The organism is Moritella marina ATCC 15381 (assembly GCF_008931805.1).
Classification (GTDB): domain Bacteria; phylum Pseudomonadota; class Gammaproteobacteria; order Enterobacterales; family Moritellaceae; genus Moritella; species Moritella marina.
In genome coordinates, this window is sequence record NZ_CP044399.1 from 884,721 (window position 1) to 898,779 (window position 14,059).

The window sequence follows — 14,059 nt, forward strand, 5'->3', positions numbered from 1 at the left end:
GGTTTTACGATAGGTTATTTTAAGATAGACGGTTTTAAGATACATTTTTTAAGATAAATTGTTTTACGATAGTTTTACGACAAACTGTTTGCTGCTTTGATTAACTCTTCTCTTAACCATTTGTGGCTGGGTTCGTGATTAAACTTTTTCAACCAAATAAGGTAATTGGATATATTTTTATATTCGAATGGTGGTTTGAACATTTGCATTTTTAACTGGTCTTTAAATTGTAATGCCATCGAGAGCGGCACTGCAGTGAGATAATCTGATTGGCTGCACAACAACATATTACTGAACATGGATACGCCGTGATAGGCGACTTTACGCTTGCTGACGTCGAGGGTGGTGTAGTGGCTCAGGCTAAGCATTTTGTTTCGCGTTCGGTCTAATATCGCATGGGTTTCTGCCATGTATTGCGTTTCGGTTAGTGCATGTTTAATTCTGGGGTGGCCTTGGCGACACAGCACCACAAATTCGCCATCAAACAGTTTCACCGAGGCAATATTCGGGTGATGGGGTGGGAAGATATCAATCATGACATCGAACTTTTGTGTTAACAGCCCTTCGTATACGTCTTCATCGTCGTAGGGTTGTTCGAATACTTCTAAGGTCAGGTTGTTGTTTGGTTGTTGGGCTAACTGGTTGAGCATGGCTAATTGTAAATGCTCTGGTGCCGCCATCATAAACTGACGCGTGGATTCTGCGGGATCAAACTCGCCTAGCGCTTGAAATACAGCATTCAGTTGTTGAATGGGATCTTTGATTTGTGCGTATAAACTTGTTGCGTATGCGCTAGGCACCACGCCACGGCCACTGCGGATAAACAGGTCTTGGCCTATGTCCTTCTTCAATCTGGCTAATGCGGTACTAATGGTTGATTGGTTGGTGTTTAAGTGCTCTGCCGCTTTACTCAGGCTGCCTTGTTCTATGACTGCGGCGAACACGGCCAATAAATTAAAATTGGGGATGTCGTTACTCATGGCGGCTATCTATCCATTTTTTAGCGGGCTAAGTATTCAACTTATCGTAAAACCGATATAAAGGTCAATGTTATTGACCCGTGTTCAAGCGTAAGGCAAACTCACAAGCAGTACACTTCAATATGGATTAAACAGGACACAGCATGAGCGGAACAAACAGAGCAGACATACAAATAGGTTCATCGGTATCGATTGTACTGAAACAAGACCAGCGCAGCGGCAACTTGACTGACGGGATTGTGAAAGACATTTTAACTAAGTCAGCGAATCATCCGCACGGTATTAAAGTACGTTTAGAAAGTGGTGATGTTGGTAGAGTTAAGGTTATTCAGGATTAGTGTTTATAGGGCTCTGGATTGAGAGCCCTATAAGTTGGGTATTTGCTTAAGCGTCTATCTAACCAACCGCTAACTTGGCTGTTTCATGCCATAAGTAAGCAGGCATGTCATGCGCTAACTTCCAAGTAATATTCATTGGTTGACTGCCTTCTGATTTAACAAATGTAACAGGACCGAAACTAACAAACCCCATAGTGCGACCATTTTCATCTTTAGCTTGCTCTCTAACAAACAGCAAAATGGTTTTATTGGTCTGCTGTTGTTGAATATAACCAAGGCCTTTACCTGATGTTGGTTTAGCACTGTTCTGTGTTTGCCAATGAAATAAACAAGGGCTGATTGCATAGTCATGGTACATGGTTGTTGGAGAAAATTGAGTCTCACATTTGTTCAACGTTACGAACAGCAACTCGGCATTCATATCTGCAATTTTTAATACACCTTCACGACTTGATGACTTCTTATCAAAACGACTATCACCAAACGCCACTAGAATGTGTTCTTTTGGATGACGTACGTGCATTTTTATTGGCGATGATGGCATTCTTGAGTTCTGCATATTAGGCATATCAAACTCGTTGATATCTAATCGATCAATTAATAGTGAAAGAACCTCACTTAACTCATCCTGTAAAAGTGGATGCCTTAGTGCTTGTAAACTTTGAGATAAAGAATCAAAGCCTAATGTGGGACCTGATTTATCCCAAAAATCATAATGGCACATAAGAGCAAATAATTGGAATTGCTTGTCACTGTTATCTTTTTCGCTAAAGGTAAAGTTGTTATTACATAACTTTAATAAAAATCGAAGATAAGATACCGAGGTGCATATCAGTAATCGATTGTTGATTGCGCGATAATAGGCACTGGCTAATTCGTCTGTTAAATTTGGTTCGATGATGGAGTGACATTGTGTTACTAATCGTGACCAACCACCGAACTTACCGAGTTTTATTTTATAGATATCTTCAACAGTAAAATTCGGATTAATGTGTAAAAAATTAGTCAGTGTTAATGGCAAACTCGTTATATGCGGATAATTATTGATTAAGTTTATTAACCTACTTTTATTGAGCGTGGCATTGCTGATATTTTTCAAAATCATCGCTTGGGTTTTTTCTTGTAACTCAATACGACAACCTATAGGTAAATGTGGGAATCCTTGCTTAATCTCTTTGTCGATAGACTGATTGGTTTTACCGACTAGCGCTCTAAACTTCTGTGTGAAGTCATATTCAGGACGTGAATTGCCAACAAAGTCGAGTATGGTGCAGCACTCTTTGTCCTCAGTAAGTCGTAAGCCTCGTCCAAGTTGTTGCAGGAAAATAGTTAAGCTTTCTGTTGGTCTTAAAAATAATAAAGTATCTAACTCAGGAATATCAACGCCTTCATTGAACATATCTACAACGAATAAAACATTGATTTGTTCTGATTTTAGGCGTTGTTGTTGTAACTCACGCTCACCACTGTTATCACTAGTCAGCACGCCACAAGCAATACCTTTTAGAGTAAACTTCTGTGCCATAAATACGGCATGTTCCTTACTGACACAGAATGCGAGCGCTCGCATTTGACTTATATCGGTAACAATCTCGTCAAGGCTTTGTAGGATCTGCATAACTCTATGGTCATTATAGGTATATAAACGAGTTAGCTCCGCTACGTCATAACGACCTCGTGACCAAGGAATACGAGTTAAGTCGGTATTATCATCGATCGCGAAGTATTGGAATGGACATAGGTGACGTTGATTTATCGCTTCCGGTAAGCGGATCTCTGCCGCGATGACATTGCAAAAGTCAGTTAAAATATCTTCACCATCATGGCGGTCAGGTGTTGCTGTTAGACCAAGTAAAATTTTCGGCTGGAAATGCGTTAATACACTTCTGTAACTATTGGCAGCAATATGATGAACTTCATCAATAACAATATAATCGAAGTAATCTTGGCTAAGCTGTAATGTATTTATTTGGTTATTTAGACTTTGAATCGAGACAAACAAGTGTTGGTATTTACTTGGTTTGTTATTACCAACCCAGAGTTCACCAAAAGTACTATTTTTAAGCACTCCACGATATGCGCCTTGTGCTTGCTTTAAGATCTCTTCTCGGTGCGCAATAAACATAAACTTGGCACTGGGATTCGCTTGATAAAAACGCGCAAAATCAAAAGCAGAAATAATAGTTTTACCTGTCCCAGTCGCAGCAACAACCAGATTTCGATAGCGCTGGTGTAATTCTCGTTCAACTTGTAACTTAGCTAAAATAGCTTGCTGGTGGGAATAGGGTTTAATATCGAAATAGTATTGTGTGGTACTAGAGTCAAAGTGACCTTTTGCTTCTCGTAATGCTTGGGTTAATTTATCCCGACTTTCTGCTTTACCGTCAAATGATTCAAAATCAGGGGATTCCCAATAGGTTTCAAAGGTACTCACCGATTTATCTATAATATGGGGTATTTCTTGAGACGTTATTTTGAGGTTCCATTCTAAACCACTGGTTAACGCTGAGTGCGATAAGTTGGAGGAACCGATATAACCGGTATGGAATCCTGTATCGCGTAGGAATAAATATGACTTAGCGTGTAACCGTTCACGATTTGTATTATAGCTGAGCTTAACTTCAGTATTTGGTAGTGCGGCTAAAAACTCAATTGCTTTTGCATCTGTCGCACCCATATAAGACGTTGTAATAACCTTTAGTTGCTTTCCACTACGAGCAAACTCTTCAAGTTCCCTTTTAAATATACGAATGCCGCTCCACTTGATAAAAGAAACTAGCCAATAAATTTTGTCAGAAGATTTTATTTCACGCTGTAATTCATTATCAATAGATGGCTCTGCATTACTACCACTAAATAGCTCGCTTTGGCTAAGACCTGTTAATGGCATTATTGATTCAACATATTTAGGTAAATCAGCGGAAATAGGATTTTTTTTATCAAATAGGGCTGTCAGGATCCGGCCTTGGCTATCAAGGAGGTTGTCAGAGATTAGTTCTGGATCTTTAATATGCTTGCTCAACCAATGAATAATAGTATTGGCTAATTCGATTTGCTCAGAGATACGGTCAGGACTTTGTGGCACTGATTCCATAACAACTTCGATTAACTTTGTAAGGAAACGTGATAACCAAGTCGTAGCTTCTCCAGTCTCGAGTTGACGCTCGCCTACATAGAATGAATCTCGATTTAAATTTTGCTCAATTAACTGGGTGATGAGTTGTTCGTAGATTCCAGTGCTATTCATGAAAGCCTTCTATGTAAAATCATTGCTGAAGTATATTTCACTATAATATCAGATAGTAACAAGAGAAAGTATCTAGCTTATGATATTGTGGTGATAAGTGATTTTTATGTAATTAATGGCACTAAGCTTTCTATTAGGTGGGTACATGGACTTTTATTTTTTCGTTAATTTATTTCTTAATGCGCTATCCCAATATTGGTTTGTACTTATTTTTGTATTAGTCGTCAATCTATTCCGCCTACCTGTAGTTAAAGGTATGATCGGAGAGTGGTACGTCAATCTAAAGCTAACGCGTGCTCTTGAGCGCCAACAATATCAATTATTCAAAAATGTCACTTTACCAACTTCCAATGGAACGACTCAAATAGACCATATTTTACTGTCCCCCTTTGGTATATTTGTTATTGAAACGAAAAATATGCAAGGTTGGATATTTGGCTCTGAACGACAGACTAAATGGACACAGCAGATCTATAAGCATAAATCATCATTTCAAAATCCCTTAAGGCAGAACTACAAACATACTGAGACATTACGTGACCTATTGGCACTGCCGCTAGAGTCCGTACATTCGGTGGTTGTTTTTACTGCTAGAGCTAAATTTAAAACGGATATGCCTGTCAATGTCGGCTATGTGAATGATGCAATAAGCTTTATTCAAAGTCATCAGCAAGTCTGTTTCAGTGAGCTGCAGATGATGGAACTTGCTCACCAGTTATCGGCTAAGAAATTACAAGCTGGGTTAAAGACCCATTTACAGCACGTAAAACATGTGAGAGAAATAGTCGAATATAAACAACAGAGTCATCAAATTAAAGATAAAGCAGTGGTGAAACGAATTTGTCCACGCTGTGATAGCGGATTAGTTGCAAGAAAGAACCGTAAAACGGGCGAGGATTTTATTGGCTGTAGTAGTTATCCGAAATGCAGATATATCGGAAATTGAACATGTTACGTTAACAGTAAAGCGAACTACCTATATATATTTAGAATACTGATTATGCTAATCTATCTCGGTCTTCACGTGTTCAAATCTGAGGTTAAGATTAGCTATGCACGCCAACTTCTATGACGCTAATGCGCAACAATTAGCAGATCAATACTTATCAAAATCCTTTGTGGAAGTACATGCCGCATGGGCTGAATTCTTACCTGCCATTTTAAATAAATCTAATGCCCGAATTCTTGATTTGGGTGCAGGGGCAGGGCGTGACAGTAAATACCTCGCAGAACAAGGCGAAGCCAACGACATCAGTATTGTCGCTGTTGAACCTGCCAAGCTATTAGCCGAAATAGGCCAGCAACAAACTCAAGGCTTGAATGTAAAGTGGGTGGAAGATTCATTACCTGCGCTAGATGTTGTTAGTCGCCAAGAAGTGAGCTTCGATTTAATCTTGCTCAGTGCTGTGTGGATGCATATACCTAAAAGCGACCGTCCTCGCGCTATTCGCAAATTAGCCAATCTCCTTAAACCCGGTGCAAAATTAGTTATTTCTCTGCGTCATGGCCCTAGTGGTGATGAACGTAAAATGCATGATGTCAGTACCGAAGAGTTAGAGTTATTGGCTAAGACTGTAGGTTTGTCTGTTGTGCTTAAAACAGAACACGATAGCGATAAACTTGGTCGTGATACCGTGCATTGGCAAACTGTAGTATTACAGCTACCTGATGATGGTTCGGGTGCGTTCCCTTTCATTCGTCATGTGGCATTAAATGATGGTAAGTCAGCTACACATAAACTGGCATTAATGCGGGTGTTGTTACGGATTGCAGATGGACACCCTGGCGCAGTTATTCGTCGCGAGCATACTTTGCAAGGTAGTCGAGTGATATTACCTGTCGGGCTGGTGGCGTTATATTGGTGCCATCAATACAAAGTACTTATCGACCAGCATGGTTTATACCAAACCCCAAGTAAAAGCCCGAATATGGGCTTCATGAAAGATGATGGTTGGCATAAGCTAACGCATCGCTCTGCAACTGATTATCGTATTGGTCATCTGTTTGTCGGCGATGATGCTAAAGCATTACACCGGACGTTAACGGCAGCGGTGAGCAACATAAAAAACATGCCCTGCAAATATATAACCTTGCCTAATAGTGATGTCAGTGTATTTGAAGTTGAAAGTAAAACAGTACGCGCCAAAGATAGCTTGTTTTTAGATATGCAGTCCTTGTCGCAATGGGGCGAGTTCTCACTACCAGAAACTGTATGGAATGCCTTTGCACGTTATGCGTGTTGGGTTGAACCTGTGCTGGTTAGTGAATGGATGAAAACCATGCAAGGTTACCAAGGTAATAAGAGCCCTGAGCAGCAACTTGCAATAGTCAGCTCATTAGATTGGTTAGAGGCCAAACGCTCTACAGAAGAGAGTCGAAAGCGTTTTGACGTATTACGACAAACACAAAGCCAGCAATGTGTTTGGTCTGGTAAAGTTTTAAAACAAGAATTTGCCATTGATCATTGCATGCCGTTCGCACGCTGGCCGAATAACGATCTGTGGAATCTGCTCCCAAGTGACAGCAAAGTTAACGGTCAGAAAAGTGATAGTCTACCAACAGCAAACAAGCTTAAAGATGCTAGATCTCGAATCACCGACTGGTGGCAGCAAGCTTGGAATGATGATCAAACTGACTCAATACGTTTCTTTGCTGAAGCTAATATAGCTTTGCCGGGGCTAACGACGAATAACACCTCAATCGATGATCTGTTCGAAGCGCTGGAATTACAGCGCGGGCGACTGAAAGAAATGCAGCAGTTAAGAGAGTGGGGTTAATAGTTTTTTTATATTGCTAGGGGCTGTTAATTTAAAATAGCTCCTATAATGCCTTCCATTTTATTCTTCTACGGCTATTCCAACCTCAGTACGACTCAAAACATTAAATTATTTTTATTAAATATATCATTTCTATGATTTTTTTTATAAACGAAATAGGCAAATGATCTGTAAACACTAAGATAGTGATTAAGTGTAGCTGAATTTCTTACGCATCAGTTAACCGCTAGCCAATTACTTTTTTATAGCGAACATTATTCTTTAATGTCGTTGCCTTCTGGGTGATGTAAACAGTGTATAACCAGAACTAAAGGGATGAGGTTAGCATCTTTTTAAATCATATTTTGTATCTTAAGGTATCCCTGTAATGAATGACTTTTGTTTTTGGCTACAGTCTCAATTTGAAAAGTATAATATCGAAAACCAAGTCAGTGATGGCAAATGGGAAAAATGGAGAGACTTTGATAAACAGCTATCTATATTCGATCGTGTGGGTGATCAGGGAACTGATTTTTTAAAGACTGATTATTTACGTTTATTAAAACGAGTTGGTGAATTAGGTGGCATTGCAGTAAATGCTAGATCGGATCCTCAAAATATTAATATTATCTTCAAAAGTAGGGAGTTGGATGATCTAGGTGCTTTATGTAAAACTCGCAGTGGATTAAAATTAGAGTTTTCAACGAGAGATAAAGTACAAAAACATGGTGTAAAAACTGTGAAAATTCAACAGTATTTACAAGAAAAGTGTAATGAAGGTTTTGGAATTAAAGTTCAAAGTAATGGCTGGACTGAAATTAAAGAATTAAATACAGAAACATGCCATATAGCTAAGCGTGTGATCGAGTTATGGGCTGGTATTTCGATGTATGAGGAAGATATGAGTTATAAACTAGAGCACTTTGAGCTGTTGAAACGTTATGGTGGAACACCAAACAAGCGTCATGAAGATAGTGAACAAAAGCAAGCTTATGAATCACTGGTTGATGCTTACAGCATTACAGGGAAATGGGCTGAAGCGCTTCAGAAAGAAATATTTCCAGCAGGGTATATTAAAATTAGAAGAAGCCCTGTCAATCAGGGGAACTATTTTGCAGATTACAACTGGGCTAAAATTTATCCCAAACAATCTAGTCCTGAACAACTTGCTATCACGCTCGGTATCTCCTCAGATAATTTGTTTTTAAAAATTGATACAGTAAATACTGGTGGCGATTTAAGACAGCGTTATGAAACTATTCGTGGTGAATACCAGAGTTCAGAGATAGTTAATCTACTTGCAATTGAAGATGGTTTAGCAATGTCCTTCGATGAATTGGTGGCTTGGAGTATTAATCATTTCCCTAAGTTATATGAGCAATATATCGATGCTAGTAAACAATTAGGTCTTATTGAACCTAAGGACGAATTAATGTCAACAAGTACACTAAACCAAATTCTTTATGGTCCTCCTGGCACAGGTAAGACTTATCACTCTATTGAAGCAGCAGTTAAAGCGGCTGAGCCTAGTTTCACTTTTGAAAGTCGTAAAGAACTAAAAGTAGAATATGAACGTCTCGTTGCTGAGAATCGTATTCGCTTTGTGACTTTCCATCAAAGCTATGGCTATGAAGAGTTTGTCGAAGGTTTACGCGCCAAAACCAATGACAACGACCAAGTCAGTTACTCTGTTGAAGCTGGTGTATTTAAATCTATTTGCGAAGATGCGCATCAAAAAAAGGATGATAAATTCGTTTTGATTATTGATGAAATCAATCGCGGTAATATCTCTAAAATATTTGGTGAATTAATTACGTTAATCGAACCATCAAAGCGTAAAGGTAGAGATGAAGAATTAGATGTCACGTTACCACAGTCAAAAGAACTATTTTCAGTACCAAACAACCTCCACATCATAGGCACTATGAACACTGCCGACCGTTCATTGGCTATGATGGATACCGCTTTACGCCGCCGTTTTGACTTTGTTGAAATGATGCCAAATACCGCGTTATTTAATGGTATTAACGTTAACGGTATTGATTTAGAACGCATGCTGGCAACCATGAACAAGCGCATTGAAGTGCTGTACGACCGTGAGCATACATTAGGTCATGCTTTCTTTATGCCTGTTAAAGCGCTGGTGGATAAAGACGATCAAGCTGCCGCATTTAAAGAATTACAGTCGGTATTCAAAAACAAAATCATTCCATTGCTTGAAGAGTACTTCTTTGAAGATTGGAACAAGATCCGCTTAGTACTTGGTGATAACCAGAAAGATGAATCACTACGATTTATAACGGAAGAAACACAATCATACGGAGATATCTTTGGTTTGGATCATGGCTTAGACAGTTATGAAACTGAAAATACCACGTACGCGTTAGCTCCGTTTGATGGTGACAATTCAGTATGGAATGCTCCTAAAGCATACATAGGTATATATCCTAAAGAGTCTGCAAAACTAACTAGTGTCGGAGAGGCTAGATAGTGGTGACAAAAGTAAAACAAAACGTCACTGTTTTTGAATATAGCCATCTGGGTAAAGGTGAAAAGGCGGCGAAATCAAACCGTATAACGCAGATCTCTGAATCTGCGTTTAAATACCTTAAGCAATTGTGTCTGTGTGATGAGTCTGAAAGTCGTTTTCTTAGTCTAAAGATTATCGACAGTACCGAAGTCTTGCGTCTGAATAACTATGCCGGTGTGATCCTTACGCCCGATGGTACGCAGATTGAAGTTCTGCCCAAGATAGCTAAACGCCTTGAAGGTGAAGTTGGTGAGGATAAAGCCCGACAGACATTATTAACCATGCTTAAAACCTTGGGATCGTTTCGCCATATCCAAACCAGCAGTGCCAATATCAGTAAATCTAAGATGCCGTTGTTAGAGGTGTTTATCACGCAGTTTTTAGACTCAGTGAATACATTGGTTAAGCGCGGTTTACGCAGTGACTATGTCAAACAACAAGACAATCTCGGATTCTTAAAAGGTAAGTTACTGGTCGGTAAACAGCTCCGCCATAACAGCATTAACAAACACAAGTTCTATGTAGAATACGATGAATTCTTACAAGACCGTCCTGTTAATCGCTTAGTACACTCGGCGTTACAAAAAGTGGCTAAATATACTCGCTCAGCCCGTAATCAAAAACTGTTACGGGAACTCACGTTTGTATTTGACGAAGTGCCTGTGAGTCGTAATATCAAACAGGACTTTGCGCAGGTTAAACTTGATCGTGGCATGTCGTATTATCAAAGCCCGTTAGCGTGGGCACAATTGATACTCGATGGTTTTTCACCACTGACAATGAAAGACACTAACAGCGCCTTTTCTTTATTGTTTCCCATGGAAGCAGTTTTTGAGTCTTATGTTGAAAGTATATTGAAAAAGCAGATGGCTGATGGTTTCACATTACGTGGACAGGTTAAGCAGCAATATCTCGTTACTCATAATACTAAAAATATGTTTAATCTTAAGCCTGATTTGGTTGTTTACAAAGAACAGCGTGTTCATGTTGTATTAGATACCAAATGGAAACTGATTGATGGCAGTGGTAAAGATAAATACGGTATCTCGCAAGCAGATATGTATCAAATGTTTGCTTATGGGCATAAGTACCTCGCTGGTAAAGGTAATATCGTGCTGATTTATCCGCAGCATAATGGTTTCAAAGAAGCTGTTGAGCATAGCTTTGATTTTAATGACGAGTTAAAACTGTGGGTCGTACCGTTTGTAATAGAAGAAGGACAAGAGCGACTGCTATTACCGCAAGGCGCTAGTTTTACGTCAATGATTTCGAGCATCAATATTTTAACTACCAGAGTAAAGGAAACACATGAACATCAAATCAATCACTAGTCTGAATCAAGGCGATCTCTGCCCAAAGTGTGGCTTAATCATTTGTATGCCACCGAACTTAATGGCGAACTGTTTGGGTTGTGGTTACGATCTTACGAACGACTGATTTATCCTCCCACCCATCACATAATCCCCAGTCTTTGGTATGAATAGGCTTATCAGTCTAATAATAATCTCTATAATGACCGCCGAGATTTAACATGGATGTCATTACCTTAGGATATTTTAGTGAAGAGTTTATTCGATACATTTAACGCAGCTGAAGATGCAGAATCAAACCTAGTACGTGAACAATTAAAAGGCTTGTTAACACCACAAGGTAGCGCAGAATTTGTTGTTAGGGACGCAACATCTATAAAGCTCGTCACCGTGAGGGAAGGGCGTTTACCCTGCATTCTGATTATTAATGGTTACCTTTCTAAAGAGGGGGAAGTGGTAGCTGATTGGCTAAGTGTGGTTGATGAATTATACCCTGAAAACAAGGTTATCCATGTACGCTGGAATGCGGGTGATATTATTGATATAGCGCGTAATGGCAGTGCTGCTATTGACGGTACTATTAACAGTGCTAATGAAAGTATGGCTACCGTAAACGACGATAACAGCGCTGATAAATGGTTAGCCGCGGCCAAGGTTGCACGGGATATGAGCCCTGCGGGTATTGCCGCTTTGATTGGCGGTTTAGTCGCAGATAAACTGGTCGGGCATTGGCATAAATCGTTTAATGAAACATTACATGCTGGCCTTGATTTAGCCAACGCAGTACAAGCTGATAAGCAATTACATGGCGCAATATTAATGGGCTATTCCTTAGGTGCCAAGGTGGCTTGTGAGGCGTTAAAAAACCTTGATGCGAATACCATTTCTAGCTGTTATTTGTTGGCGGGTGCTGTATCTGCAGACGCTGAGCAGTGGGCTCCTATATTGGCAAAACACACCGAACTACAATTGATTAATTGTTATAGCGATAATGATGATGTATTGAAAGGTGCCAATGGGGCAGAAGGTATCTTCCCTCATACACCAGCCGGACTGACCAAAATTGAAAGCCATAATACCAAGCAAGTCATTAATCTGGATGTATCCGCGTTTTCATCTGGGCACATGCACTTTAAAAATGAACGAGTAGGCAAAGCTTTGGCGGATACTGTTTGTAGATCGCGCTGATTAATTGTGTTGGTAACTGGTATTAGCTGAAACTATTAGACTTTATTGTGAGTGAAGGATAATGTGTTGCATAGATATGTCCATAATAGATATGCTCGTAACAGGTTGTAATCAATGGAGTCGGTAATGAGTGACGTGAGTTTAGATAAAGTAGGGTTAATCGTCGAAGGCGGCGGGTTAAGAGCCATGTTTGGCGCAGGAGTATTAGATCATTTCCTTACCTGTGCGGTGCATTTTCCCTATGTATCGGGTGTTTCTGCAGGCGCGCTTTATTCCGCATCCTATGTGTCTAAGCAGCATAAACGCAATCTGAATATTCAGCTTGAATACCATGATGATCCCCGTTATATGGGCATGAAACATCTGCTTAAAACCGGCAGTTATGTCAACACGCCTTTTACTTTTCATGCCATGGCCAAGCAGTTGGTGCCGTATGACTTTGATACGTTGTTTAATATGAAAGAAGTATTTGAAATAGGTGCGTTTAATTGTAAAACCGGCAAGACAGATTACTTTTCTTCCCAGCAATTAACCACCCAAGATCAGGTACTAGACAGCCTTATCGCGACCTCAAGTTTGCCGTTTATTTCCAAACCTATGATGATCAATAACATGCCTTATCTTGATGGTGGCATTATGGATCCTATTCCTGCTGAACATGCTTTTGAGTCAGGGTGCGACCGCTTGGTCATTATTTTAAGTCAGCATGAAAGCTACCGAAAATCAGCCATGAAAATGGACTTGGCTTGTCGTATTGCTTGTTATAAATACCCGCAGTTATATCAAGCGTTGCATGCCCGCCATACTCATTATAATAATGCTTTGGATAAGATCGCCGAATGGCAACGACAAGGTAAAGTGTTTGTTATTCGCCCGCAAGCACCGTCAGATATTGCGCGGCTAGAGAAAGACAAAAACAAGGTCAAACTGCGTTATGAAGAAGGGGTGACTGAAGCGCAAGCCTGTTGGGGGGAATTGCAACAATGGCTGGCGACTGGGGCAATGAACAGTCACCAAGCTATTTAAAATGAGCTATTGAACATGCGGTTCGCTAAAGGCGATATCAGTATTAAAAAGCAAACCTAACACCAATACCGGCGATTGACGTATCAATGTCGGTATCAAACATTAAGTACTCGGCATAAATATCAATCGTATCTAATACATCTACGCTGGCACCAATGCCGCCGAAGAACTCTTCGCCGTCGGCGTCATCTTTCGAACCATTGACTTCAATATCAATCGAAGTCATCGCCACACCGGCTTTGGCATAAACTTCAAAGAATGGCCCTATTGGCAGGTAACCAACAGCAGCGAGTGTAAAGGCTGAGGCATCGATATCATAATTGCTGCCCAGTGCAGAACCGCTATAGCCACCGAGGTCGTAATAACCGAGTTCAGCAGACACCATAAAAATATTTGAATCGATAAGGTTATAACCGGCAAAAAGTGCTGGCACCACATCATCGTCATCGAAACTGCCTTGTTCGGCGTTGGCTTGATAAGCACCTGCACCAATATAAAAACCGTCGGCATAAGCTTGTGCAGGGGCTGTTATCGCTAAGACTGAAATGATGCTGGCTATAAATCGAGAATGTTTATTCATGCTAATTTCTTCCTCATACATTGAAAATTGTGTACTCCGTTAACAATGTATTTGAGTATAGTGTAAAACATAAAATGTGGCGGATTATAGTTAAGCCTTTGTTT

10 protein-coding genes are annotated in these 14,059 nt (G+C 40.0%); 7 read left to right on the plus strand and 3 right to left on the minus strand.

The window, feature by feature from the left end; all coding sequences use genetic code 11:
* Positions 1 to 74: 74 nt before the first annotated feature.
* Positions 75 to 980, minus strand: coding sequence for a LysR family transcriptional regulator (locus tag FR932_RS04060; protein WP_019439331.1), 906 nt, complete (start codon positions 978 to 980; stop codon positions 75 to 77).
* Positions 981 to 1,123: 143 nt separating this feature from the next.
* On the opposite strand from FR932_RS04060, the gene FR932_RS04065 reads away from it, so the two are divergent.
* Positions 1,124 to 1,318 carry a YwbE family protein gene (locus FR932_RS04065; protein ID WP_019439330.1) on the plus strand — a complete coding sequence of 65 codons (195 nt, stop codon included), beginning with the start codon at positions 1,124 to 1,126 and terminating at the stop codon, positions 1,316 to 1,318.
* 58 nt (positions 1,319 to 1,376) lie between these two features.
* Here FR932_RS04065 and FR932_RS04070 read toward each other — a convergent pair whose 3' ends face one another.
* Positions 1,377 to 4,565 carry a DEAD/DEAH box helicase gene (locus FR932_RS04070; protein WP_019439329.1) on the minus strand — a complete coding sequence of 1,063 codons (3,189 nt, stop codon included), beginning with the start codon at positions 4,563 to 4,565 and terminating at the stop codon, positions 1,377 to 1,379.
* 145 nt (positions 4,566 to 4,710) lie between these two features.
* Between FR932_RS04070 and FR932_RS04075 the strand changes: the two genes are divergently transcribed.
* From FR932_RS04075 to FR932_RS04100, 6 genes are all read left to right on the plus strand, one after another.
* Complete coding sequence (locus FR932_RS04075; RefSeq protein WP_019439328.1) at positions 4,711 to 5,511, plus strand: nuclease-related domain-containing protein; 801 nt, start codon at positions 4,711 to 4,713, stop codon at positions 5,509 to 5,511.
* A gap of 106 nt (positions 5,512 to 5,617) precedes the next feature.
* Positions 5,618 to 7,342, plus strand: a complete 1,725-nt coding sequence (locus FR932_RS04080) for a class I SAM-dependent methyltransferase (RefSeq protein ID WP_019439327.1) — start codon at positions 5,618 to 5,620, stop codon at positions 7,340 to 7,342.
* Between the two features lie 367 nt (positions 7,343 to 7,709).
* Positions 7,710 to 9,812 (plus strand): McrB family protein, encoded by a 2,103-nt coding sequence (locus FR932_RS04085; protein ID WP_019439326.1) that lies wholly within the window; start codon positions 7,710 to 7,712, stop codon positions 9,810 to 9,812.
* 2 nt (positions 9,813 to 9,814) lie between these two features.
* Entirely contained in the window at positions 9,815 to 11,182 is a 1,368-nt protein-coding gene (locus FR932_RS04090; RefSeq protein ID WP_240532312.1) for an McrC family protein, read from the plus strand.
* 228 nt (positions 11,183 to 11,410) lie between these two features.
* Complete coding sequence (locus FR932_RS04095) at positions 11,411 to 12,349, plus strand: DUF726 domain-containing protein (protein ID WP_019439324.1); 939 nt, start codon at positions 11,411 to 11,413, stop codon at positions 12,347 to 12,349.
* Between the two features lie 126 nt (positions 12,350 to 12,475).
* Positions 12,476 to 13,375, plus strand: coding sequence for a patatin-like phospholipase family protein (locus FR932_RS04100; protein ID WP_019439323.1), 900 nt, complete (start codon positions 12,476 to 12,478; stop codon positions 13,373 to 13,375).
* A 43-nt stretch (positions 13,376 to 13,418) separates the two neighbouring features.
* Here FR932_RS04100 and FR932_RS04105 read toward each other — a convergent pair whose 3' ends face one another.
* Complete coding sequence (locus FR932_RS04105; RefSeq protein WP_019439322.1) at positions 13,419 to 13,955, minus strand: porin family protein; 537 nt, start codon at positions 13,953 to 13,955, stop codon at positions 13,419 to 13,421.
* Positions 13,956 to 14,059 lie beyond the last annotated feature (104 nt).

What these genes read in the sequence shown, in the direction of transcription:
- FR932_RS04105 (WP_019439322.1), bottom strand. Translation starts at nt 13,955, where the DNA reads ATGAATAAACATTCTCGATTTATAGCCAGCATCATTTCAGTCTTAGCG.
- FR932_RS04065 (WP_019439330.1), top strand. Translation starts at nt 1,124, where the DNA reads ATGAGCGGAACAAACAGAGCAGACATACAAATAGGTTCATCGGTATCG.
- FR932_RS04075 (WP_019439328.1), top strand. Translation starts at nt 4,711, where the DNA reads ATGGACTTTTATTTTTTCGTTAATTTATTTCTTAATGCGCTATCCCAA.
- FR932_RS04100 (WP_019439323.1), top strand. Translation starts at nt 12,476, where the DNA reads ATGAGTGACGTGAGTTTAGATAAAGTAGGGTTAATCGTCGAAGGCGGC.
- FR932_RS04085 (WP_019439326.1), top strand. Translation starts at nt 7,710, where the DNA reads ATGAATGACTTTTGTTTTTGGCTACAGTCTCAATTTGAAAAGTATAAT.
- FR932_RS04070 (WP_019439329.1), bottom strand. Translation starts at nt 4,565, where the DNA reads ATGAATAGCACTGGAATCTACGAACAACTCATCACCCAGTTAATTGAG.
- FR932_RS04080 (WP_019439327.1), top strand. Translation starts at nt 5,618, where the DNA reads ATGCACGCCAACTTCTATGACGCTAATGCGCAACAATTAGCAGATCAA.
- FR932_RS04060 (WP_019439331.1), bottom strand. Translation starts at nt 980, where the DNA reads ATGAGTAACGACATCCCCAATTTTAATTTATTGGCCGTGTTCGCCGCA.